The sequence below is a fragment of the Cupriavidus sp. FW305-27 genome (assembly GCF_058787995.1).
Window position 1 is genome coordinate 26,179 of the sequence record NZ_JBYTAG010000046.1, and the last position, 21,637, is coordinate 47,815.

19 protein-coding genes are annotated in these 21,637 nt (G+C 67.3%); 10 read left to right on the plus strand and 9 right to left on the minus strand.

The window, feature by feature from the left end; genetic code table 11:
• Positions 1-43: 43 nt before the first annotated feature.
• Positions 44-1,162 carry a muconate/chloromuconate family cycloisomerase gene (locus AC3WRI_RS21405; protein WP_010810424.1) on the minus strand — a complete coding sequence of 373 codons (1,119 nt, stop codon included), beginning with the start codon at positions 1,160-1,162 and terminating at the stop codon, positions 44-46.
• Positions 1,163-1,274: 112 nt separating this feature from the next.
• On the opposite strand from AC3WRI_RS21405, the gene AC3WRI_RS21410 reads away from it, so the two are divergent.
• A complete protein-coding gene (locus AC3WRI_RS21410; protein ID WP_010810425.1) occupies positions 1,275-2,165 on the plus strand; it encodes a LysR family transcriptional regulator in 891 nt (296 codons plus the stop codon).
• A gap of 6 nt (positions 2,166-2,171) precedes the next feature.
• On the opposite strand, the gene AC3WRI_RS21415 is transcribed toward AC3WRI_RS21410, so the two are convergent.
• Positions 2,172-2,345 (minus strand): hypothetical protein, encoded by a 174-nt coding sequence (locus AC3WRI_RS21415; RefSeq protein ID WP_492294046.1) that lies wholly within the window; start codon positions 2,343-2,345, stop codon positions 2,172-2,174.
• A 286-nt stretch (positions 2,346-2,631) separates the two neighbouring features.
• Between AC3WRI_RS21415 and AC3WRI_RS21420 the strand changes: the two genes are divergently transcribed.
• Positions 2,632-2,841 (plus strand): hypothetical protein, encoded by a 210-nt coding sequence (locus AC3WRI_RS21420; RefSeq protein WP_037025585.1) that lies wholly within the window; start codon positions 2,632-2,634, stop codon positions 2,839-2,841.
• A 46-nt stretch (positions 2,842-2,887) separates the two neighbouring features.
• Positions 2,888-5,092 carry a phosphocholine-specific phospholipase C gene (locus tag AC3WRI_RS21425; RefSeq protein WP_011616665.1) on the plus strand — a complete coding sequence of 735 codons (2,205 nt, stop codon included), beginning with the start codon at positions 2,888-2,890 and terminating at the stop codon, positions 5,090-5,092.
• A gap of 123 nt (positions 5,093-5,215) precedes the next feature.
• Here AC3WRI_RS21425 and AC3WRI_RS21430 read toward each other — a convergent pair whose 3' ends face one another.
• A complete protein-coding gene (locus tag AC3WRI_RS21430; RefSeq protein WP_492294048.1) occupies positions 5,216-6,142 on the minus strand; it encodes an MBL fold metallo-hydrolase in 927 nt (308 codons plus the stop codon).
• A gap of 327 nt (positions 6,143-6,469) precedes the next feature.
• Between AC3WRI_RS21430 and AC3WRI_RS21435 the strand changes: the two genes are divergently transcribed.
• Both AC3WRI_RS21435 and AC3WRI_RS21440 read left to right on the plus strand, forming a co-directional pair.
• A complete protein-coding gene (locus AC3WRI_RS21435; RefSeq protein ID WP_010810430.1) occupies positions 6,470-7,444 on the plus strand; it encodes a Bug family tripartite tricarboxylate transporter substrate binding protein in 975 nt (324 codons plus the stop codon).
• Between the two features lie 29 nt (positions 7,445-7,473).
• Positions 7,474-8,925 carry an N-acyl-D-amino-acid deacylase family protein gene (locus tag AC3WRI_RS21440; protein ID WP_051398593.1) on the plus strand — a complete coding sequence of 484 codons (1,452 nt, stop codon included), beginning with the start codon at positions 7,474-7,476 and terminating at the stop codon, positions 8,923-8,925.
• A 13-nt stretch (positions 8,926-8,938) separates the two neighbouring features.
• Here AC3WRI_RS21440 and AC3WRI_RS21445 read toward each other — a convergent pair whose 3' ends face one another.
• Positions 8,939-9,847, minus strand: coding sequence for a LysR substrate-binding domain-containing protein (locus AC3WRI_RS21445; RefSeq protein ID WP_136227853.1), 909 nt, complete (start codon positions 9,845-9,847; stop codon positions 8,939-8,941).
• 192 nt (positions 9,848-10,039) lie between these two features.
• On the opposite strand from AC3WRI_RS21445, the gene AC3WRI_RS21450 reads away from it, so the two are divergent.
• Together AC3WRI_RS21450 and AC3WRI_RS21455 are read left to right on the plus strand one after the other, a co-directional pair.
• Positions 10,040-11,506 carry an amidase gene (locus AC3WRI_RS21450; protein ID WP_231881490.1) on the plus strand — a complete coding sequence of 489 codons (1,467 nt, stop codon included), beginning with the start codon at positions 10,040-10,042 and terminating at the stop codon, positions 11,504-11,506.
• A 66-nt stretch (positions 11,507-11,572) separates the two neighbouring features.
• Positions 11,573-12,508 carry a LysR family transcriptional regulator gene (locus AC3WRI_RS21455; protein ID WP_011616661.1) on the plus strand — a complete coding sequence of 312 codons (936 nt, stop codon included), beginning with the start codon at positions 11,573-11,575 and terminating at the stop codon, positions 12,506-12,508.
• A gap of 31 nt (positions 12,509-12,539) precedes the next feature.
• Here AC3WRI_RS21455 and AC3WRI_RS21460 read toward each other — a convergent pair whose 3' ends face one another.
• Complete coding sequence (locus AC3WRI_RS21460; protein WP_011616660.1) at positions 12,540-13,511, minus strand: aliphatic sulfonate ABC transporter substrate-binding protein; 972 nt, start codon at positions 13,509-13,511, stop codon at positions 12,540-12,542.
• A 154-nt stretch (positions 13,512-13,665) separates the two neighbouring features.
• Here AC3WRI_RS21460 and AC3WRI_RS21465 point away from each other — a divergent pair, with 154 nt between their 5' ends.
• Positions 13,666-14,031, plus strand: coding sequence for a glyoxalase superfamily protein (locus AC3WRI_RS21465; protein WP_010810436.1), 366 nt, complete (start codon positions 13,666-13,668; stop codon positions 14,029-14,031).
• A gap of 40 nt (positions 14,032-14,071) precedes the next feature.
• Here the strand turns inward: AC3WRI_RS21465 and AC3WRI_RS21470 are convergent, their stop codons facing one another.
• The 4 genes from AC3WRI_RS21470 to AC3WRI_RS21485 form a co-directional block, all read right to left on the minus strand.
• Positions 14,072-15,448, minus strand: coding sequence for a DUF1214 domain-containing protein (locus tag AC3WRI_RS21470; protein ID WP_492294050.1), 1,377 nt, complete (start codon positions 15,446-15,448; stop codon positions 14,072-14,074).
• Between the two features lie 178 nt (positions 15,449-15,626).
• On the minus strand, positions 15,627-17,423 hold the full coding sequence (locus AC3WRI_RS21475; protein WP_011616658.1) for an ATP-binding response regulator: 1,797 nt from the start codon (positions 17,421-17,423) through the stop codon (positions 15,627-15,629).
• Entirely contained in the window at positions 17,420-18,109 is a 690-nt protein-coding gene (locus AC3WRI_RS21480; protein ID WP_492294052.1) for a LuxR C-terminal-related transcriptional regulator, read from the minus strand. The genes AC3WRI_RS21475 and AC3WRI_RS21480 overlap by 4 nt, the downstream gene beginning before the upstream one ends.
• Positions 18,110-18,358: 249 nt before the next feature.
• Positions 18,359-18,967 (minus strand): glutathione S-transferase family protein, encoded by a 609-nt coding sequence (locus AC3WRI_RS21485; protein ID WP_011616656.1) that lies wholly within the window; start codon positions 18,965-18,967, stop codon positions 18,359-18,361.
• Positions 18,968-19,083: 116 nt separating this feature from the next.
• Here AC3WRI_RS21485 and AC3WRI_RS21490 point away from each other — a divergent pair, with 116 nt between their 5' ends.
• Together AC3WRI_RS21490 and AC3WRI_RS21495 are read left to right on the plus strand one after the other, a co-directional pair.
• The gene (locus tag AC3WRI_RS21490) at positions 19,084-19,824 is read left to right on the plus strand and encodes a DUF3348 domain-containing protein (protein ID WP_011616655.1); all 741 of its coding nucleotides are present in this window, start codon (positions 19,084-19,086) and stop codon (positions 19,822-19,824) included.
• A gap of 10 nt (positions 19,825-19,834) precedes the next feature.
• On the plus strand, positions 19,835-21,637 hold a 1,803-nt coding region (locus AC3WRI_RS21495; RefSeq protein WP_492294054.1), incomplete at its 3' end, for a DUF802 domain-containing protein.

Genomic DNA, 21,637 nt, shown 5'->3' on the forward strand with positions numbered 1-21,637 from the left:
CCCCGCGCATATAGCGCGTCATGCGGGGAAGTTGCCTGCCAGTTCAGCCGCGCCGGTAGTGCGCCAGCTTGTCTTCGTCCAGCGCCAGCCCCAGGCCGGGGCCTTCAGGCAGGTGCAGGCTGAAGTCGCGGTACTCGGGGCGCTGCTGCACGATATCGTCCTTGAGCAGCAGCGGTCCGAACAGCTCGGTGCCCCAGGCCAGCTGCGGCAGCGTGCAGAAGCCATGCGCCGCGGCGATGGTGCCGACGCTGCCCTCCAGCATGGTGCCGCCGTACAGCGCGATGCCGGCGGCGTCGCCCACCGCGGCGGTGCGCAGCATGCCGAAGATGCCGCCGGCCTTGGCGATCTTCAGCGCGAACACGTCGGCGCCGCCGATGCGCGCCAGTTCCATCGCGTCTTCCGGGCCGCACACCGCTTCATCGGCCATGATCGGCACCACGAAGCGCGCGGCCAGCCGGGCCAGCGCCATGCGCTGCTCACGCGGAGTGGGCTGCTCGATCAGGTCGATGCCGGCGGCTTCCAGCATGGCGATGCCGGTGGCGGCGTCGGCCTCGTTCCAGGCCTGGTTGACGTCGACGGTGACGCGCGCCCGCTCGCCCAGCGCGCGCTTGATCGCGGCCACGTGGGCCACGTCGTCGCGCACGCTGCGCCGGCCGATCTTCAGCTTGAAGGTATGGTGGCGGCGCTCGGCCAGCAGTTGCTCGGCCTCCGCGATGTCGCGGGCGGTGTCGCCGCTGGCAAGCGTCCACAGCACCGGCAGGGTCGAGCGCACCGCGCCCCCCAGCAGCGTGGCCAGCGGCACGCCCAGGCGCTTGCCCTGCGCATCCAGCAACGCGGTCTCCAGCGCTGACTTGGCGAAGCGGTTGCCGCGCGCGACCTTGCCCAGGCGCGCCATCGCGCCATGCACGTTGGTGGCATCCTGGCCAGCCAGCGCGGGGGCCAGGTAGGTGTCGATGGTCAGCTTGATGCCTTCCGGACTTTCGTCGCCATAGGACAGGCCGCCGATGGTGGTGGCCTCGCCGATGCCCTCCACGCCGTCGCTGCAGCGCAGCCGCACGATCACCAGCGTCTGCTGCTGCATGGTGGCCATGGCCAGCTGGTGTGCCCGGATGGTGGGCAGGTCCACCAGGATGGCTTCCACCGAAGTGATAGTCGTGGTCATACCTTGTCGATGCGAATTGATCATTGAAGCCAAGTATGCGGCTTGACTTTGCCGGCGTCCAAGACCGATGATGTCTCAATCGATACCCTACAGGTATGGGAGCAGGACACCAATGGAACTCCGGCACCTGCGTTATTTCCAGGTCGTGGCCCAGGAACTCAACGTCACCCGCGCCGCCGAGCGGCTGCATATGGCGCAGCCGCCGCTGTCGCGCCAGATCCGCCAGCTGGAAGAAGAAGTGGGCGTGGCACTGTTCGACCGCGTCGGCCGCGGGCTGCGGCTGACCGAGGCCGGCCGCTTCCTGCTGGAGCAGACCACCCAGCTGACGCAGCGGCTGGAAGAAACCATCGAAGGCACGCGCCGCATCGGGCGGCAGGACAAGCGCTGGTTCGGCATCGGCTTCGTGCCGTCGGTGCTGTATGGCGTGCTGCCGGAACTGATCCGCGAACTGCGCGAATCAGACCGGCACGACCAGCAGGTAGAGGTAGGACTGGCCGAGATGATCACCGTGGAGCAGATCGAGGCGCTCAAGGCCGGCCGCATCGACCTGGGCTTCGGCCGCATCGCGCTGAACGATCCCGCCATCCGCCAGCAGGTGGTGATGGCCGAGCCACTGGTGGCAGCGCTGCCCGCACGCCTGCCCGCGCCGCGCCGCAAGGCGCTGACGCCACAGGCGCTGGCGGCGCAGCCGTTCATTCTTTACCCGGCCCGGCCGCGGCCCAGCTATGCCGACCACCTGCTGTCGATGTTCCGCGCGCAGGGCCTGCAGTTGCGTGTGGCGCAGGAGGCCAACGAACTGCAGACCGCGCTGGGGCTGGTGGCGGCCGGCATCGGCATCACGCTGGTGCCGGCCTCGATCCAGCGCCTGCATCGTGACGACGTGCGCTACTGCCCGATCGACGCGCCGGGCTTCGTGTCGCCGGTGATCATGAGCTATCGCGAAGGCGACACGTCACCGTTCCTGGCGCGGGCGGTGGAATGGGTGATGCGGCAGGCGCAGTAAGCTGCATCAGGTGCCGGTGAACTGCGGCGTGCGCTTTTCCTTCCAGGCCAGCGCGCCTTCGCGGATGTCCTGCGACTGGGTGGCCCGGCTGATGTCGCCAGCCAGCTCCTCGGCATCCAGCGCGCCGCGCCCGATCGCGTTCAGGTGCCGCTTGTGTGCACACGATGGGGCCCCACGCACGCCAGCCTGACTGAGAGCGGGCGGGGCCAGCCAGCAATTGCCAACTCTGCCAGCGCGACACTTTTGGTTACAAAACCAAATCGCCAAATGTGTTTGATGTCAAACATCTGACATTTGACCAATCAACAATCGCTCGCTGTCACGACAAGCCAAGGCCAACCGCACCCGAACCGGCCAGTTCCCCGCGCTTGTCGTCCGCGCGGCGGAAGTCCATGGGCCTGCATCCGATGTCGGCGCATGGGCTCGGCAATCGTTATCCCCCTCAACGACTACAGGGCATGCACACATGAGACCTTCATTGCTGTCGCGTTCCGCCCGGCCATGGCTGGCGGCCGGCACCCTCACCCTCGCACTGATGCTTACCGCCTGCGGCGGCGACGATTCGCCGGGCGCGACGGGCGGCACCCTCCAGCCCAGCGGCGCCAATGGCACCAAGCCGGACCAGCCAGGCAAGCCTGACCAGCCCGGCACCTGCACCACGCGTTGCGCCCCGTGATGCGGGCCCGCTTTCCGATCCAGCGACAGACCGACCAGCGACAGCCATGACCTTCAACCCGTCTAAGCGACATTTCCTCAAGACCAGCCTCGGCACCGGCGCCGCCGCCGCGGTGCTGGCCAGCTTTCCGCCCAGCATCCGCCGCGCGCTCGCCATCGAGGCCAACAACGCCACCGGCACCATCCAGGACGTCAAGCACGTCGTGATGGTGATGCTGGAAAACCGCTCGTTCGACAACTACTTCGGCACCTTCAAGGGCGTGCGCGGCTACGGCGACCGCTTCGCGATCCCGTTGCCCAATGGCAAGAACGCGTTCTACCAGACCGATGCCAACGGCAACCTCCTGACGCCCTACCATCTCGACGAAACCCAGGGCAACGCGCAGCGCGCGGGCGGCACGCCGCACACCTGGCCCGATGCGCAGGCCGCGTGGGACCACGGGCGCATGGACCGCTGGCCGGTCGCGAAGAAAGCGCTGTCGATGGGCTACTACGATGACGCCGAGATCCCGTTCCAGCGCGCGCTGGCTGACGCCTTCACGCTGTGCGATGCCTACCACTGCGCGATGCACACCGGCACCATTCCCAACCGCCTGTTCTACTGGACCGGCAGCAATGGTCCCACCGGCGACAACGTCGCGGTGATGATTAACGAGTTCAACGCGGGCGCGGATGTTGGCCCCTCCACCGAAGGCTGGACCTGGAAAACCTATGCCGACCGCCTGCAGGCCGCCGGCGTGGGCTGGAAGGTCTACCAGAACGTGCCGGACAACTATGGCTGCAACCAGATGATGAGCTTCCGGCACTGGCGCGCAGAGATGGAGAAGATGCCCGTCGGACGCAAGCTCTCCAACACCGCCGGCACCGGCGTCAACCCGCCCTACAACCCCGACATCGACGACCAGTACAGCCCGCTGGCCAAGGGCTTCTGCAACACCATGTCCGACGGCGGCTTCCTGCAGTCGCTGCGCGACGACGTGCTCAACGGCAAGCTGCCCGAGGTGTCGTGGATCATCCCGCCGGCCGAGTTCAGCGAGCACCCCGGCCCGTCCAGCCCGGCCAAGGGCGGCTGGTACGTGCAGGCCATCCTGGACGCGCTGACGGCATCGCCCGAGGTCTGGAGCAAGACCGTGCTGCTGATCAACTTCGACGAGAACGACGGCTTCTTCGACCACAGCCCGCCGCCGACCGCGCCGTCGCGCAACCTGGACGGCACGCTGGCCGGCAAGTCGACCCTCGACGACGCGCAGATGGCGTACGAGTACTTCAACTTCCAGCCCGCCACGGCCAAGCAGCCGCCGCAGGACGGCAAGCCCTTCGGCCCCGGCCCGCGCGTGCCGCTGTGGGTGGTGTCGCCGTGGAGCCGCGGCGGCTGGGTCAACTCTGAAGTGTTCGACCACACCTCGGTGCTGCGCTTCCTGGAGGCGCGCTTCGGCGTGATGGAGCCGCAGATCAGCGCCTATCGTCGTGCCATCTGCGGCGACCTGACCAGCGCCTTCAACTTTGCCACGCCCAACACCGAGACCCTGCCCACGCTGGCCGGCCGCACCACCCGTGCCGACGCCACCAGCCTGACCGCATGGCAGCAGACCCAGCCGGCGATCCCGGTGCCGGCCACGCCCGCGCTGCCTGAGCAGGACACCGGCACGCGTCCGTCGCGCAAGCTGCCATATGAACTGCATACCAGTGCACGCGTCGATGCCGCATCCAAGGCAGTCCGCCTGCTGTTCGCCAACGCCAGCACCAACCAGGCCGGCGCGCTGTTCCACGTCTATGACAAGCTGCACCTCGACCGCATTCCGCGCCGCTACGTGGTCGAAGCCGGCAAGACGCTGGACGACGTGTGGAACATCAATGCCGACGGCGGCAAGTACGACCTGTGGGTGCTGGGGCCCAACGGCTATCACCGCTCGTTCTCCGGCGATATCAACGAAGCGGTGACCACGTCCACCGAAATCCAGGTCTGCTACAACCCGTGCAGGAAGCCCACGATCCAGGTGAAGCTGCATAACGACAGCGATGCCGACGTGACCTTCACCGTCACGGCGCTGGCCTACCGCGACGACGGCCCGTGGACCCAAAGCCTGAAGCGGGGCAAGGTGGAAACGCTGGAATGGCCGGTGGCCGACAGCGGCAACTGGTATGACTTCGTCGTGACCTGCGAGGCCAGCCCGTCGTTCGCGCGGCGCCTTGCGGGGCGGATGGAGACCGGCGAGGACGCGGTCAGCGATCCGGAGATGGGAGTGGTTTGATGCCCTGCCTGCGGGGATGAGCGGAGTCCGTCGTGCCTCGGCGTGGCGGGCTCTTGCATGCAGCATGCAGGATCAAGGCGCAGTCGCATCGACTTGCCAGGTACAGCCATCGCATTGACAGCCTCACCGCCCCATGCTGTATTCGGCCGGCACCCACGCGAACCCCTTGCCCTCGCGCCGCACGTGGCCGATACCCGGGAAGGAGATATGCGCCGCGCCCACCCAATAGCCCTTGGCCGCTGCATCCGCCATGGCGCGCTTGCGCATCTTCACCGCGGCCGTGGAATCCACGTCGAAATCGATGGCTACGCCGGGCTCGGGGAACTGCAGGTGCTGCGCATGGATGGTGTCGCCCCACAGTTGCAGCCGCTGTCCTTCGCTACTGATCTCATAGAACGTGTGGCCCGGCGTATGGCCCGGCATGCGCAGCGGACGGATGCCGGGAAACAGCTCATGCTCGTCGTCGAAGCTGCGGACCTTGTCGGCTTTCAGATAGGGTGCGAACACTGCCTCCGCCTGCGCGAAGTTGTGCCGCTGGCCCGATGCCGCCCTGGCGGCGTTGGCCGGATTCAGCCAGAACTCAGCGTCGCGGCGGTCGACGTAGACCACGGCATTCGGGAATATGGCCTTGCCATCGACGGCAAGCCCGCCGGAGTGATCCACGTGGATGTGGGTCAGCAGCACCGCATCGATCTGCTCCGGCTGGTAGCCGGCCGCACGGATGTTGTCCGGCAGCTTGCCGCCCACGCCCGGGCCAAACAGGCTGCCCGCGCCCGCATCGACCAGCACCAGGTGCTGGCCGGTGTTGACCAGGAACGCATTGACAGAGGTCTCGGGCTGAGTGGACTGGTAGTTGCGCGCCTGCACCGACGCAATGTGCTCATGCGACGCATGCTTGAGCAGCTTGCTGATCGGCACGTTGACAGTGCCGTCCGACAGCGCCGTGATCTCGAACTTGCCGAGCTTCATGCGGTAGTAGCCGGGCGCCTGCGCGCCGACCTGGGGTGCGCCGGCATGTGCCGGGATGGCTACCACTGACCAGAGCAGCATACCGACCAGAAGTGCGCAGTGCCACAGGGGGGGCTTAGCCGGGGAATGAGGTGTGTTCATTGTGTTTGCCTGGAAAATGACCGCGAGCGAAAGGGATGCCCGCGTGTTGTGCAGGATTCTGGCGGCCGCGACGGCATCGCACAAATCGATTGGAATGATTGCCGGTATCGCTACAGGCGATACCGCAGCGGAGGCCGCGCGAGCCCTGTGGCGCCCGCGTCATTCATTCCGCCACGGAAACTATCGCATCAAAAAACTTCACTAGGCCCGCACGGGGCCGTCGCCGATACTCGTCCACAGTTACACCACGACGACGAGGGAGTCAGCATGAGGAAGTCAGCAGTTCAAGTCCTGGCCGCGGGGATCTTCGGCGCGCTGCCATGGGCACCGGCGGCCGTGCAAGCGGCGTGGCCGGAGAAGCCGGTGCGCCTGATCGTGCCGACCGCGCCGGGCGGCGCGCCGGACATCGTCGCGCGCCTGTTCGGCGATGCGCTGTCCAGGCGCCTCGGCCAGGCCGTAATCGTCGAGAACCGGCCGGGCGCGGGCGGAAATATCGGCATGCAGGCGCTGCTGGCCGCACCGTCGGACGGCTATACGATCGGCTACGGCAACAATGCCACGCTGTCGACCAATCGCTTCCTTTACAGCAAGCTCCCCTACGATCCGGACAAGCTGGTGCCCATCGTCGGCCTGGTCACGACCTTCAACATCCTCGCCGTCAATCCGTCGCTACCGGTCAAGTCCACCGGGGAACTGGTGGCATACTCCCGCGCCAATCCGGGCAAGCTCTCCATGGGCTCGGCGGGCAACGGCACCACCAGCCACCTGGGCGGCGAGCTGTTCAAGGTCATGGCCAATCTCAGCATCACACACGTGCCCTACAAGGGCAGCACGCCGGCGCTGCAGGACCTGGTCGGCAACAACGTGCAGTTGATGTTCGACAATGTGCCTTCGATCGGACCGTACGTGACGTCCAACCGCGTACGCGCGCTGGCGGTGACCTCAAGCAAGCGCTCGCCGCACTTCCCGGATTTGCCCACCATGGCGGAGGCCGGCCTCAAGGGCTATGAACTGACGGCATGGGCGGGCCTGGTTGCCGCGCCGGGCACTCCCACCGAGGTGATTGAGCGGATCAACCGGGAAATCAACGCGATCATCAATGACCCGGCATTCCGTGCCCAACTGGACAAGCTCTCATTCGATCCGCTGGGCGGCACCGCGCGCGACTTCCAGGCGCTGATCGCGAGCGAGACCGTCAAGTTCGGCGAGCTGGTGCGCAAGAGCGGCGCCAGGGTCGATTGAGAGAGAACACCATGCAAACGCACCAAGACCTGCACTTCAAACTGATCATCCGCAATGGCGACGTCATCGACGGCACCGGCGCGCCGCGCCGCACGGCCGACGTCGGCGTGGCGGATGGCGAGATCGTCGCCATCGGCAACCTCGCGGCAGCGCGGGCAGATACCGAAGTCGATGCCACCGGCCTGATCGTAGCGCCTGGGTTCATCGACACGCACACGCACGACGACTGGATGGTGTTCCAGTCCCCCGACATGCTGCCGAAGGTCACGCAGGGCGTGACCACCATCATCGCGGGCAACTGCGGCATCAGCCTGTTCCCGCTGGTCACCGACAGCATTCCGCCGGCTCCGCTCGACATCATGCGTGGCGGCTACCGCTTCGATTCTGTGCGCGCCTACCGGGAAGCGTTTGCGGTGCGGCCGGCGGCTGTGAATGTCGCGGTGCTGGTGGGGCAGTCCACGCTGCGCGCCAGGCGCATGGGACAGCTCGGCCTGCCCGCCAGCGATGCCGAGATCGAGAGCATGCGCCAGGATGTGGAGAACGCCCTGCGCCAAGGCGCGATCGGAGTGTCCACCGGCACCTTCTATCCGCCTTCGGCCGCGGCACCCGAGGATGAAATCGTGCGCATGTGCGAGCCGATGAAGCGGCTCGGCGGTGTGCTGGTGTCGCATATGCGCGATGAGAGCGACAACATCAGCGAGTCGATCGACGAGACCGCGCGCATTGGCAAGGCGCTGGGCGTATCGACCGTCATCTCGCACCACAAGCTGGTAGGCAAGCAGAACCATGGCCGCAGCCGCCATACCCTGGCCCAGGTGCGCAACCTGGCCGAAACCATGCCGCTGTGCCTGGACTGCTATCCGTATGCGGCGTCATCGACCATGCTGCGGCCCGAACGGGTGCATCAGTGCGACCGCATCCTGATCACGTGGTCGGCCCCGCACCCTGAGGCCGCGGGGCGCTACCTGGAGGACCTGGCGCAGGAGTGGGGGCAGACGCGCCATGAGGTTGCAAGGCAGCTGGTACCAGGCGGCGCGGTTTACTTCATCATGGACGAGACGGACGTCCGCGACATCCTGACCTATCCGGACACGATGGTCGGCTCAGACGGCATTCCCTCCGACGAAACCCCACACCCGCGGCTGTGGGGCACGTTCCCGCGCGTGCTGGGGCTGTACTCGCGCGACCTGGGCCTGTTCCCGCTGGAACGCGCGGTCCACAAGATGACCGGACTGCCGGCGCAGCGCTTTGGACTGGAGCGGCGTGGAGAACTCAGGCCGGGCCATGTCGCCGACATCACCGTCTTCGATCCGGCAACGATCCAGGACCGCGCCACCTTCGACGACCCGCAGCAGCCGTCAGTGGGCGTGCGGCATGTGTTCGTCGCCGGTGAGGCCACCCTGCGCGACGGCCTGCCGGCCAGCACCCGTCCCGGGCGCTTCGTCACTTCCACCCTGGTGAAGGCGGACCAGGCCGGCTGAGGACGCGCTTCACCTAGCGCCCGCTTGCATCGGCGCTTTGCTCAAGCAGCCACGCGATGAAGGTCTGCATCGCCGGGTTGTCGCGCTTGTCCTCCGGACAGATGAAGTAGTAGGCCTTGGGTGAGACATAGGGCTCGTCGGACAGGCGCAGCAGCCGGCCGGCCTTGATGTCTTCACCCGCCACATAATCGGGCAGCAGGGCCACGCCCATGCCGCTGACGGCGGCCTGCAGACCCATGGTCAGCAGACCATAGCGTGAGCCGTCGTCGGGATGCGGCAGCTTGATCCCGGCCTGCCGGAGATAGGCGGGCCAGGCCTCCAGCGCGGCGATCTGGTGCAGCAGCGGCAAGCGCTTCACGGCCTTGGCCAGCGTTCCGCCGCCAGGCAGCAACTCAGGCGCGCACATCGGATAGAGCACCAGCGGCATGACCTTCAGGCTGAAATGGCGTGGCGGCGGCCCCGCGCAATACATGATCGCCGCATCGAGCCCGGTGCTTTCCAGGTCGACCGGCCCCACCTTGGTCGTGACGTTTAGCTGGATCTGCGGCTGCGCCTTGACGAACCTGAGAATGCGCGGCAACAGCCAGATATTGCCCAGCGAAACCGGCACCGACAGGTTCAGCCGCCCGCCCGCGGCGCGGCCGGACTGCACCTCCATGGTCGCTTCCTCCAGCAGCGCCAGCGCCTTGCGCACGTTCCTGAGGTAATCCTCGCCCGCGGGTGTCGCCGCCACCGCGCCTTTGCGCCGGTTCAGCATGCGCGCGCCGAGGAACGATTCCAGCTCGGTGATCTGCTTGCTGACCGCGCTCTGCGTCAGGCAGAGTTCCTCGGCCGCCCCGGTGACGCTGCCCGTGCGGGCCGTGGTCTCGAATGCGATCAGGTTCGCCAGCGCAGGCAGGTGGCGGCCGTTTGTACTTTTCATGGCGGTAGGGCGTGACGGGAAGCCGACTTCGGTTTGAGGGGCCGTTCGCGTGCTGGCATTGTCATCCATTCATTCCCTGAAGGAAAGAAGCATGGACAAAACTTCCATTGCCTGCCGGCACGGCTGCACCAATACTGGCGTCATGCCGCCTGATTGCCGATGACTCCGATGCCTGCTGCCGCCCCTCGCCTTGTGCCTGATCGTTTCGACCTTCTCGAGGCCTCCATCGGGGAACTCGCCGCCGCCATGCACGCCGGCCGGATCAGCGCAGCGGGTCTGGTGGACTACTACCTCGCGCGTATCGCCGCCTTCGACAAGGACGGGCCGCGCATCAATGCGATCAGTTGCATCAATCCCGCTGCCATGCACGAGGCGCGAGTCCTGGACGACGAACTGCGCACGCACGGCCCGCGCGGGCCTCTGCACGGCATACCGATGGTGGTCAAGGACAATATCGATACTGTCGGCATGCCGACCACTGCCGGCTGCGCGGCACTGCGGCAGGCCTACCCGCGCGCCGACGCGGCCTGCGTGGCGCGCCTGCGCGCGGCCGGTGCCATCGTACTGGCCAAGACCAACATGTCGGAACTGGCCGCCTCTAACGGGCGCTTCGGGTACAGCTCTGCCAACGGCCTGACGTTGAACCCCTATCGCTTATCCCGCAACGCCAGCGGTTCCAGCAGCGGCACCGGTGCGGCAGTGGCGGCCAATTTCGCGGCGTTCGGGCTGGGGACCGATTCGTTCGGCTCCGTGCGCGGTCCGGCATGCGTGCATGCGCTGGCCGGTATCCGGCCTACGCATGACCTGGTGGAGTCGGCCGGCGTACTGCCGCTGGCCACATCGTTCGATATCGTCGGGCCCTTGGCCCGTAACGCCGACGATGCGGCCATGGTCCTGGATGCACTGGTGCCGGGCTCAGGCGTTATCGCACAGCCGGCGTCGCTGGCTGGCCGCAGGCTGGGCATCGTGACCGACTTCGCCGGAGGCAGCGACGAGGTCGACGCGCTCTTTGCAACCGCAACGGAGGCGATGCGGGCGGCGGGCGCCGTGACGATACCCGTGCGTCTGCCGGCATTGGCGCTCACGCTCTACGCCGACCTGCTGGACGCTATCGTACAAGCGGAATGGGTGCGTGGGCTCGATGCCTACCTGGGACAGTTGCCGGGCGGTGCTCCGGCCAGCACGGCCGCACTGCTGGCGCACATCACCACCACGGACCTCTCCACGGATGCGCACCAAATGAACCCGCTTACGCTTGCCGCGCTGCGGCATGCGTTCGAGATGCGAGACACGCTGCCCCAGGCCAATGTTGCAGCGGCACGCCGCTTCGGCGCCATGCTCGACGACATCCTGCGCGGGCGTGGCCTGGAGGCCCTGGTATTTCCCACGCTGGCCTGCCCGGCCTCGCCGCGCTTTGACATGGCGGACGCCACTTACCATTGCCGGGCGCAGCAGCCGCTGGCGGCAATGCATATGGCAAGCGCCAGCGGCTTTCCGGAGGTCAGCGTACCCATGGGATTCACGTCGGCTGACATCCCAGCCGGGGTGTCGTGGCTTGGACGTCCACGCAGCGATGCCGTGCTGCTGGCCATTGCGTCGGCCTTCGAGCGCGCGACCGGGCACCGCCGCCCACCCGTCAGCACGCCGGCCCTGGCATGACGACGGCCGGCTTGCCGCGGATTGCACGCGATGTTCCAATGCCCTATCTGCGGGGGAGGGTAGCAGATGAGCATTAAGGAAGGCCATTTTCGCGGCGTCGACCTGAACCTGATGGTAACGCTGACCGTGCTGCTGCGCGAGCGCAGCGTCTCGCGCGCCGCGGCGCGCCTGCACCTGGGACAGCCAGCCGTCAGCGGTGCACTGGCACGGCTGCGGGAGATGTTCGACGACCCGTTGCTGGTACGCACCGCTCACGGCATGGAGCCGACCGAGCGCGCACTGGAACTCGAGCGGCGCCTGCTGCCGGCCCTCGGCGAGATCGAGGCCGCCCTGCTGCAGCGGCGCGACTTCGACCCGCTTACGTCGGACCGGACTTTCGTGGTCGGGATGCCGGACTGGGTGGAGCTATGGCTCGCGCCGCGCATTCTGCCGAGCCTCAGCACCTGCGCGCCGGGCGTGCGACTGGCCATCGTGCCGACGGACCCGTTCCGTGGCACCGAGATGCTCGAGCGCAATGAGATGGACCTCGGTATCGGGCCATTCGCCAAGGGCGCGGCATGGCGGCGCGAGCGCGCCTGGCAGACCATGGGCTTTCGCTGCGTCTATGGGGCCGCGCCGCTGGATGCCTGCCAGATCCTGTCGCTGCAAGACTATCTGCGGTTTCCGCATGTGCTGGTGTCATATCGCGGCGCTTTCGACAGCACCGCCGATACGTGGCTGGCCACCCAGGGCCAGGCGCGGGACGTGCGCTACAGCAGTGCGCGCTTCGCCAGCGTACCGGCCATCCTGAAGGGAACCGCTGCACTGGCAACGGTGCCGGCGGTGCTGGCGGACCAATGGTGCGCCACCGAAGGCCTGCGCCAGCTTCCCTGCCCCGTGCCGATGCCTGACTTCACGGTGACCGCAGTCTGGTCCGCGGCAAGGGACAATGATGCGGGCCTGATGTGGCTGGCAAATACGTTCGCCGGGCTTGCACAGGATGGCGTGCCCGCTGGCATATGACGCTTCCCTGACGGGCGATGCTCGGACCCGGTCAGGCCTTGCGCCAGACTGGCGAAGAAGAAATCGCTACCTTGCGCGGCAGGATCTGCTGCGCGGTGAAGGCATCGGCGATGCGCTGCTGCTCGGCCAGCGCGGCGGCGTCGACCGTGCGCACCGCATAGCTGCGCCGTGCGTTCGCGGCTTCCACGGTGGCCGCATCCAGGCCGATCAGTGGCGCATGCCAGCGCGCTGCCTCGGCCGGATTGCGCTTGACCCAGTCACCCGCGTCGCCCAACGCATCGAACACCACCTCAAGCACCTCGGCATGCGCGCGCGCGAACGGCGTCGCCGCCAGGTAGAAGCGCCGATAGCTGGCCAGCCCCTCGCCATCGCGCAGCAAGCGCGCATTGGCCTGGCGCTGCACCGCGGCCAGGAACGGGTCCCAGATCACCCATGCCGCCACGCTGCCGCGCTCGAACGCCGCGCGGGCGTCGGCCGGGCTCAGGTATGCCGGTTCGATATCGCGGATCGACAGACCCGCGCGCGCCAGCGCTTCCAGCACCAGGTAGTGCGCGCCTGCGCCCTTGGCAAATGCCACCCGCTGCCCCTTGAGCTGCGCCACCTCGCGGATCGGCGAGTCGCCACGCACGACAATGGCCTGTGCCTGCGGCGAAGGCGTCTCGCTGGCGTAGTAGGTCAGCGCGGCACCCGCGGCCAGCGCAAACGGCGGCACCGCATCGGCCACGTCGGCGCTCAGGTCGATATTGCCGAGGTTCAGCGCTTCAAGCAGCGGCAAGCCCGAGGTGAATTCGTACCACTGCACCGTCACCCCCTTGGGCGCCAGCGCCTTCTCCAGCGTCTGCCGCGACTTCAGCAGGATCATCAGCGTGGAGGACTTCTGGTAGCCGATGCGCAGCGCGGTCTGTCCTTGCCCCCAGCTGACGCCTGGCAGCACACTGGCGGCAGCTGCGGCGCCCGCTGCCGTCAGAAGCAGGCGGCGGCGTGAGTCGTGGGTCGGGTTCATAGCGGTGTTCCGGGATTTCATTGGAGCGCCAGCTTAGTCACGGGCCCGCACAAAGCCAACGAAGATTGTCGCGGATGCTTATGCGCCGCGCGCGCGGATCACCGCGGGCCGGCGCTATCATCTGCCATTCCTGCGCAACTACCGAACGAAAACCATGAACCTGTCTGCCGGCATCCCCATCCTCCGGATCTTCTCGGTCGACAAGGCCAAGGAGTTCTACCTCGACTTCCTCGGCTTCTCGCTCGACTGGGAGCATCGGTATGAAGAGGGATTTCCGCTGTACGCGCAGGTCAGGCGCAGCGGCCTGACGCTGCACCTGAGCGAGCATTATGGCGACGCCACGCCCGGATCGACGGTGTTCGTGACGGTGGAGGATGTCGATGCGCTGCAGCAGGAGCTGTCTGCCAAGGACTATCCGTACGCGAGGCCCGGTGTGGAGGATGTGGGCTGGGGGCGGATGCTGCAGGTGGCCGATCCGTTCGGGAACCGGCTGCGGTTTTGCGAGGTGGCGGAGGATTAGGCCAGCACTGGCAGGCGCCTTCCTGCCAAGACTGGCCCGCTCAGTTGCGCTTGACCAGCGGCGCCGGGAACCACTCCCCGGACAGGACCGGCTGGTCCGCCCCATAGAGCCGGAACGTCAGGTGGTAATTCTTTCCCTTGGGCGTGGGCAGCCAGTTGCCGTCAGGCGCGTCCTTCGGCCTGGCAGGCGCGAAGTACAGCGTCAGCGAACCGTCCTCGCCATAGCTCAGCCTGGACTGCTTGTTGATCAGGAACCGGTTCTTCACATTCGGGATCACGCGGAAGTTTTTGGCATCCACCGCAATCACCGACCAGAAGTATTTGACGTGGCGCGCGGGCAGCTCGTCCTTCGGGAAGGTGATGGTGTAGGTATTGCCGCCGTCGAGCTTGGTGCCGGTCCCGTCTGCATCCGTCTTGAAATAGACGACCTCATCCGTGCTGTTGGCCCAGATCCCGCCCAGGTTGATGCGGGTGCGGGTCTGGAAGTCGCTGCCGTACTTGCCGATGGTAGCGGGCCGGTTCCAGCCGTTCCTGATGGTACCTGCGGTGGAGAACGACTGTAAGAACGCCGGCAGCGTCTTCTCGCGGATGACCTTGTCCACCCGCGCGCGTTCGGCGAGGCTGCTGGCCACCGCGGCACTCACCGCGCGCACCTTGGCCTGGATGGGCTCCATGCCCGGATTGATGTCCGGCTCGGAGCGAAGCGCAACGGCTGCCGAGTCAAAGGCTTCAACGCCGGGGAGCTTGTCATTGCTGAAGGCGGGCGTGGCAGGTACCGGGGCAATCGTCGCCGTGCCAGTGATCCGTGTCGTGATCCGATGCTGCAGGGCAATGGCCTGCTTCTTGTCTGCGCCGATTTCCACCCGGGCCAGCACCCGCGAGGTCTTGCCCGGCAGGTCGATGCGCCTGGCATTGGGCGAAAGTGCCGCAGTGGCACCCTTCAGGCACATCGCGAATTCGCCGCCTGGATGGTCCGGATAGTTGCGTTCGTTGATATTGGCGACGGTTTCGCCCCAGCCGTTCAGGAACTGAATGGTGTAGTAGCGCCCCTTGATGGCCGGCACGCTGAAGACCGTGCAGGTCTTTTCGTCGACCGCAATCCAGGCCTCGCTGTAGGCGACATCCAGATTGGGGTTGGCCCACGACACACCGCCGACGTCGCGATGAATGATCCGGTTCCACTGGAAACCTTCTTTCCGGAAGTCGATTTGCTGCTGGCGCAGGACAAGCAGCCGGCCCAGCAGGTAGATGTAGGCATCGTTGATGTCCTGTTCCGACACCGCGGCCGGCGCGGAGCCCGACGAGACAGCCGACGCGGCAGCCAACGCCGCAGCCGGCGGGTTACTGCATCCGGCCAGGCCCGCGAACATGGAAACGGCCAGCACCGAGGCACCGACGGCGCGGTTTGAGATAGACATGGGGCCCTCTCTTTCCAGTATCGCGATTTGCGGTCGCTAGACTGTCGCTGAGAGGTGGAAAAAAGTGAACTAAATAAATTCTTCAGGTGATCTGAATAAAGTCGATCCGGACACTTCTTTCGCCCCGGAGATGCCTGAGTGGGGCCACCGCCGCAAGCAGAACCACCGATCTATGCTGTCAGGCAGCACAAAGCCATTGGAACAACAAGGCATGCAGCTGCGACGGCTCCAGTGGCTTGTGCAGGACCAGATAGCCTTCACGCTCGGCCTGCTGGAGCGCCTCGGAATCGAACTCGCCGCTGACCATGGCGCCGCTTGCGTCCGGGCAGCGTTCGAACAGCGCCTTGAGCACCTCGAAGCCGCTCTCGCCGGAGCGCAGGCGCTGGTCGCACAGGATCGCCTGGGGCTGCAGGCCGGCATCGACCAGTGCCAGGGCTTCCTGCCCCGACGCCGCGCACGCCGCCTGCACGCCCCAGGCCTCCATCAGGCTGGTCCACGCGGCGGTCACCAGCGGGTCGTCCTCGACGACCAGGCAGACGCCCTGCAGCAGGGTGGACGCCGACAGGCCTTCGGGTTCGTAGACCGGCTCGATCGCCGCCGGCGCCAGCGGCTTCGCTTCGGGAAAGCGCAGCCAGAACCTGGAGCCGCGGCGCTCCACCGAGTCCAGGCCGTAGGTGGCGCCCATCAGGGTGGCGCAGCGCGCCACCACGGCAAGGCCCAGCCCATGGCCCGCGCTGTCGATGCGCCACGCATGTTCGTTGCGATAGAACGGCGAGTAGACCCGCCCCTTCTCTTCGATCGCGATTCCCACGCCGGTGTCCCAGACCTCCAGCAGCCAGTGGCTGCCGCGCCGCCGCGCGGACACCAGCACCCCGCCGCGCTTGGTATAGCGCAGCGCGTTGTGCACCAGGTTGACCAGAGACTGGCGCAGCAGTGCGGGATTGGCCAGCACCGCGGCGGCGCCTGCGGGCAGGCGCACGCGCAGGTCCAGGCCGCGGCTGCGCGCCTCTTCCCGGAACAGCGACGCCACCTCTTCGACCAAGGGCGCAAATGCCACGGCGGTATTGCGCGGGCTGGCAATGCCGCCTTCGATCCGGGACAGATCGAGCAGTGAGTTGAACATCAGGTGCACCGAGCGCACGCTGCGCCGCAGGTCGTCCAGCGGCGGGATCAGGGCCGGGTCGCGGTTGCGCCGCGCAATGGCTTCGATCAGGAAGCCCATGGCATGCACGGGCTGGCGCAGGTCGTGGCTGGCGGTGGTGAGAAACAGGTTCTTGGCCTGCAGGGCTTTCTCGGCCTCTTCCTTGGCCAGCCGGTAGCGCTCGGCCAGGCGGATGCCGTCATCCTCCATCCGTACCTGCTGCCGGAAGAACTGGTTGGCGATCAGCGCGTGCCGGTAGATGGCCAGCGCATACAGCAGCGCCAGCGGCAGCACGAACGGCCAGTGCTCAGGGAAGCTGCGCGGGGTGTTGACGATCTGCAAAGTCCAGCAGGCAACGAAGAAGCGCTGGAATACACCGAGGATCGGCGTCTGGTGCGTGGCATTGGCCGCCACGATGGCGGCGATGCTGATATACAGCAGCAGCTTGAAGTCAAAGCCCCCCAGGCTGGCCGTCAGGACCGCGGCCAGCGACAGGCAGAAGCCGTGCACCAGCGCCACGCGCTGCACAAACGGCAGCCAGCGCCGGACCAGGGCGTCATCGTCTTCCCGCTCTTGCTTGTAGCGCCGGAAGCGCAATTGCATCCACACCGCCGCGGCGCCATACCCCAGTGTCCAGGCCAGCAGCGCGCCGCCGTCCAGCTTCTGGACATACAGCCAGATGACGAAAGGCATCCCCACGAACGGAATCGCATTGACGCTGAACACCAGGCGCCCGAACGTCATGTCCAGCAACCGCGCACGCGCGCGCGGGCTGATGCCGGCATCCGCATCCGGGCGCGACAAGCCCAGCAGCCGGGCGAGGGCCTTCTTCATGACTCCAGCCTGCGTCCGTGCAGCAGGGCGATAGCCTCGATCCGGTTGCGCACGCCGAGCTTGCCGAGGATCGCGGTGACATGCTCCTTGACGGTCTGCTCCGACACCGACAGGGTCATGGCGATGCGCTTGTTCGGCAGGCCGCGCAGCATCATGCCAAGCACCTCGGCCTGGCGCGCCGTCAGGCCCAGTCCGCTGGGCTCCAGCGGCAACTCGCGCCGCGCCGACGGCGGCCCCGCCTGCTGGAACCAGCGCCGGCCCTGGCGCAGCGACGCCACCGCAGTGGCGAACACCTCCGGAGGCTCGTTCTTCAGGATAAAGCCGTGCGCGCCGGCCTCGCGTGCCTTGATGCAAACGCGCGCATCGTCGTCGGCGCTCATCACCAGCAGCTTGCAGGCGGGCAGGCGCGCCGCGGCTTCGCGCAGCAACCCGACCGCGGTGCCGTCCGGCAGCCAGAAATCCACCACCAGCAGCGCCGGGCAGCCCTCCCGTTCCGTCAGCGCCGCGCATTCCCGCGCATCGGCTGCATGCAGGGCAGCGTCAAACCCGCAATGCGCCGCAAGGTAGCCGGCAATGCCGCGCGCCATCAACGGGTGGTCATCCACCACGATGGCATAGTTGCGGCACGCGCTGGCGTCGATGCTGGCGTCGTTGTTGTTCTCTGCGGCGCCTTGACTTCTTGTCATGAGTTCCCACCCCGGTTCGCGCGTATGGTCTTGTCGATTGGTCTCGTCGCCTGGTCAGGTGGATTGTATTACCTTGACTGCACATGGGCACTCCGGCGCCGGGGCAAGCCCCGGCGCCTGGCGCTTACAGGCCGAACAGGCTGCGCGTATCGCAGAGGAAGCCGGTGCAGCGCGTTCCACAGGGGGACTGATGTTGCATCGGAATGCCTGCGATTGGCACCCTACCGCGGTAGGCGCGCCAGCGGCCATCTATGCGCAGGGCAATGCCTCGAATGCGGGTAGCCGCTCAAGCGCCGCGGTCAGCGCAACCAGCGCCGGATGCCGCGCCGGATCGACCGCGCCCGGCATCATGAACTGCGAAAAGGTCCAGGTGACCGCGGCGGTCAGCTCGGCCTGGCCGGTTTCCGCCTCGCCAGCCGGGACCGGACGCGTGGCGAGTTCCGCCTCCAGCAGGGCAAAGGCGCTCTCGCGCTGGGCATCGACACGGTCCAGCCACGGCTGGTGCAGCTTGCCCGCCGGCCGCTGGCTGTGCTCATAGAAGTTCTGCACCACCTTCTCGCTCGCCGCCAGCGCCAGCCCGACGATGCGCAGCGCGGCCTGCCGTGACGCGGTTTGCGCCGGCATCAGGCTGCGGCCCGCCAGTGACTCGGCATAGTCGATGATAAGCGTCGAGTCCATCAGTACGACCCCGTTGTCGCAGACCAGCGAAGGCGCCTTGACCACCGGGTTGATGGCATGGAAGCGCTCGAATTCACGGAAGACGGACACCGACTCATGCGTGAACGGCAACCCGAGCAGGCGCAGCGAGATCGCCGTGCGGCGGACATAAGGGGAATCAAGCATGCCAACCAGTCTCATGGTTTCACTCCGTGGTGGGATGGGTCCGGGACGGATTCCCGCCAATCATCCACCACGCCAGCCGGCCACGCCACCGCCCGGGCGTGTAAACTGCTGGATTTTTCGAATCCGGCGCAATGTTACAAGTGCCCCGGCGCACAGGTTTCAGCGGCCCGACGCTCGTCCGCCTGCTGGCTCGCCTGACTGACGCCGATGCCCCTCCTCCTGCAAGCTCGCTCTCGAGCCAGCTGAGCCAATGGCTTGGCTGGGCGGATGCGATCGCGCTGTCATCGGCGCTGAAGGCCAATGCGCCGGCAACGCCGCCTGCCGCACGTGCTGCCGACAGCACTGAGGCACGCGAATGCGCGCGCGTGCGCGCCGCGCTGGCCGGTGCCATCGTGGAAGACACCACGCTTGCCGGCAAGCGGCGCGGGCCGGGCCGGCCGTCCGCGCTGCCCGACCCCGTGGACGCGCAGGTCGACTACGCGGTCTATCGCCAGCGCTACCTCACGCTGCAACAGACCATGGAGACCGCGATCGGCGACCTGCGCGGGCGCCTGCGCGGCGCGTTGTCCGGCCACGCACCCGGCATGGCCAAGCTGGCCATGGTCGATGCCGTGATGGAGCGCGTGCTGGGCGCGCGCGAACAGAGCCTGCTGGGCGCCGTGCCGACGATGCTGGAGCCGCACTTCCAGCGCCTGCGCCAGGCCGAAGCCGCGGCGCTGGCCGAAGCCCAGGCCGCGGGACAGCCCGCAACGGCCAGGCCCGGTGCATGGCTGGGGGTATTCCGCAAGGATATGCAGAGCGTATTGCTCGCCGAACTCGACATCCGCTGGCAGCCCCTTGAAGGCTTGCTGGCGGCGCTGCAGGACAGCTAACCAGAACATCATGACCCGATACCTTACCCATATTGTCGCTTTCCTGGCGGGCCTGGCCATCGTGTGCTGGATCGCCGCCGGCTATGCAGGCACGAACTTCCTGGCGCTGGCCGTGACGCTGCTGATCGGCGGCTGCTACCTGGCGGGGGCGTTGGAGCTGTACCGCTACCGCCAGGCCACCGCCACGCTGGCGCAGGCCGTCGCCGGATTGTCCGAAGCGCCGGCCAGCCTTGGCAACTGGCTGGAACGGCTGCATCCCAGCCTGCGCGACAGCGCCCGCCTGCGCGTGGAAGGCGAGCGCGTCGGCCTGCCCGGCCCCGCGCTGACACCCTACCTGGTCGGCCTGCTGGTGCTGCTGGGCATGCTGGGCACGTTCCTGGGCATGGTGGCGACCCTGCGCGGCACCGGCATCGCGCTGGAGACCGCCACCGACCTGCAGGCCATCCGCGCCTCGCTGGCCGCACCGGTCAAGGGCCTGGGCTTTGCGTTCGGCACCTCGGTCGCGGGCGTGGCCACGTCCGCGATGCTGGGGCTGTTGTCGGCATTGTGCCGGCGCGAGCGGATCCAGGCCGCGCAGGCGCTGGATGCCCGCATCGCCACCACGCTGCGTCCCTACTCGCGCGGCCACCAGCGTGATGAAGCGGTCCGGCTGCTGCAGCGCCAGGCCGACGTGATGCCGGCACTGGTCGAGCGCATGCAGGCCATGATGACCACGATGGCCGAACAGAACCAGGCCCTGACCGAGCGCCTGGCCGCCAGCCAGGACGCCTTCCACGGCAAGACCGAAGTGGTCTACACGCGCCTGGCGTCTTCGGTCGAGCAATCGCTGAAGGACAGCATCGCCGACAGCGCCCGTGCCGCAAGCGCAGCGATCCAGCCCGCGGTGGACGCGACCATGGCGGGCCTGGCACGCGAAACCTCGGCCTTGCGCGACAACGTGACCCAAGCCGTGCAACAGCACCTGGATGGGGTATCGAGCCGCTTCGAGAGCGCCACCGCGGGCGTTGCGGATACCTGGAACCAGGCGCTGGCCGGGCATCAACGCGCGAGCGAGGCACTGGCAGCGGACCTGCGCACATCCCTCGACGGCTTTGCCCAGACCTTTGAACAACGCTCGGCCGGGCTGCTGGACAATGTCGCCACCCGGCTCGACACGGCAGCCGCCAGCGCTGCCGACGCATGGCGCGAGGCGCTGGCGCGCCAGGAGCGCACCGGCGAGAAGCTCGCCGGCGACAACCGGCAGGCCCTGACGGCCGCCGCAGCCGCGTTCGGCGAGCATGCGGCGACACTGGTGCGCACCGTGGGCGAGTCGCATGCCGGGCTGCAGACGCAGCTGGCCGCGCACGACGCGCAGCGCCTGTCGGCCTGGACCGATACGCTCGGCACCATGACGACTGCCCTGCGCCAGGAGTGGGAACAGCTGAACGCGCATACGGTAAGCCGCCAGGACGAGATCAGCACTACGCTGGCGCAAAGCGTGCGCGACATCTCGGCCCAGACCCAGGCGCATGCCAGCCAGACCCTCGCGGAAATCGACCGCCTGGTGCAAGCCGCGTCGGACGCGCCGAAGGCGGCCGTCGCGCTGCAGGCGGAACTGGCTGCGCGCGATGCACAGCGCTTCGCCGCCTGGACCGATACGCTCGGCACCATGACAGCCGCGTTGCGCCAGGAGTGGGAACAGCTGAACGCGCACACGGTAAGCCGCCAGGACGAGATCAGTACAACGCTGGCGCAGAGCGTGCGCGACATCTCGGCCCAGACCCAGGCGCATGCCAGCCAGACCCTCGCGGAAATCGACCGACTGGTGCAAGCC

Coding starts and splice junctions, on each gene's coding strand:
- AC3WRI_RS21405 (WP_010810424.1), bottom strand. CDS start 1,162: ATGACCACGACTATCACTTCGGTGGAAGCCATCCTGGTGGACCTGCCC.
- AC3WRI_RS21410 (WP_010810425.1), top strand. CDS start 1,275: ATGGAACTCCGGCACCTGCGTTATTTCCAGGTCGTGGCCCAGGAACTC.
- AC3WRI_RS21420 (WP_037025585.1), top strand. CDS start 2,632: ATGAGACCTTCATTGCTGTCGCGTTCCGCCCGGCCATGGCTGGCGGCC.
- AC3WRI_RS21425 (WP_011616665.1), top strand. CDS start 2,888: ATGACCTTCAACCCGTCTAAGCGACATTTCCTCAAGACCAGCCTCGGC.
- AC3WRI_RS21430 (WP_492294048.1), bottom strand. CDS start 6,142: ATGCTGCTCTGGTCAGTGGTAGCCATCCCGGCACATGCCGGCGCACCC.
- AC3WRI_RS21435 (WP_010810430.1), top strand. CDS start 6,470: ATGAGGAAGTCAGCAGTTCAAGTCCTGGCCGCGGGGATCTTCGGCGCG.
- AC3WRI_RS21445 (WP_136227853.1), bottom strand. CDS start 9,847: ATGAAAAGTACAAACGGCCGCCACCTGCCTGCGCTGGCGAACCTGATC.
- AC3WRI_RS21455 (WP_011616661.1), top strand. CDS start 11,573: ATGAGCATTAAGGAAGGCCATTTTCGCGGCGTCGACCTGAACCTGATG.
- AC3WRI_RS21460 (WP_011616660.1), bottom strand. CDS start 13,511: ATGAACCCGACCCACGACTCACGCCGCCGCCTGCTTCTGACGGCAGCG.
- AC3WRI_RS21465 (WP_010810436.1), top strand. CDS start 13,666: ATGAACCTGTCTGCCGGCATCCCCATCCTCCGGATCTTCTCGGTCGAC.
- AC3WRI_RS21470 (WP_492294050.1), bottom strand. CDS start 15,448: ATGTCTATCTCAAACCGCGCCGTCGGTGCCTCGGTGCTGGCCGTTTCC.
- AC3WRI_RS21475 (WP_011616658.1), bottom strand. CDS start 17,423: ATGAAGAAGGCCCTCGCCCGGCTGCTGGGCTTGTCGCGCCCGGATGCG.
- AC3WRI_RS21480 (WP_492294052.1), bottom strand. CDS start 18,109: ATGACAAGAAGTCAAGGCGCCGCAGAGAACAACAACGACGCCAGCATC.
- AC3WRI_RS21485 (WP_011616656.1), bottom strand. CDS start 18,967: ATGAGACTGGTTGGCATGCTTGATTCCCCTTATGTCCGCCGCACGGCG.
- AC3WRI_RS21490 (WP_011616655.1), top strand. CDS start 19,084: ATGTTACAAGTGCCCCGGCGCACAGGTTTCAGCGGCCCGACGCTCGTC.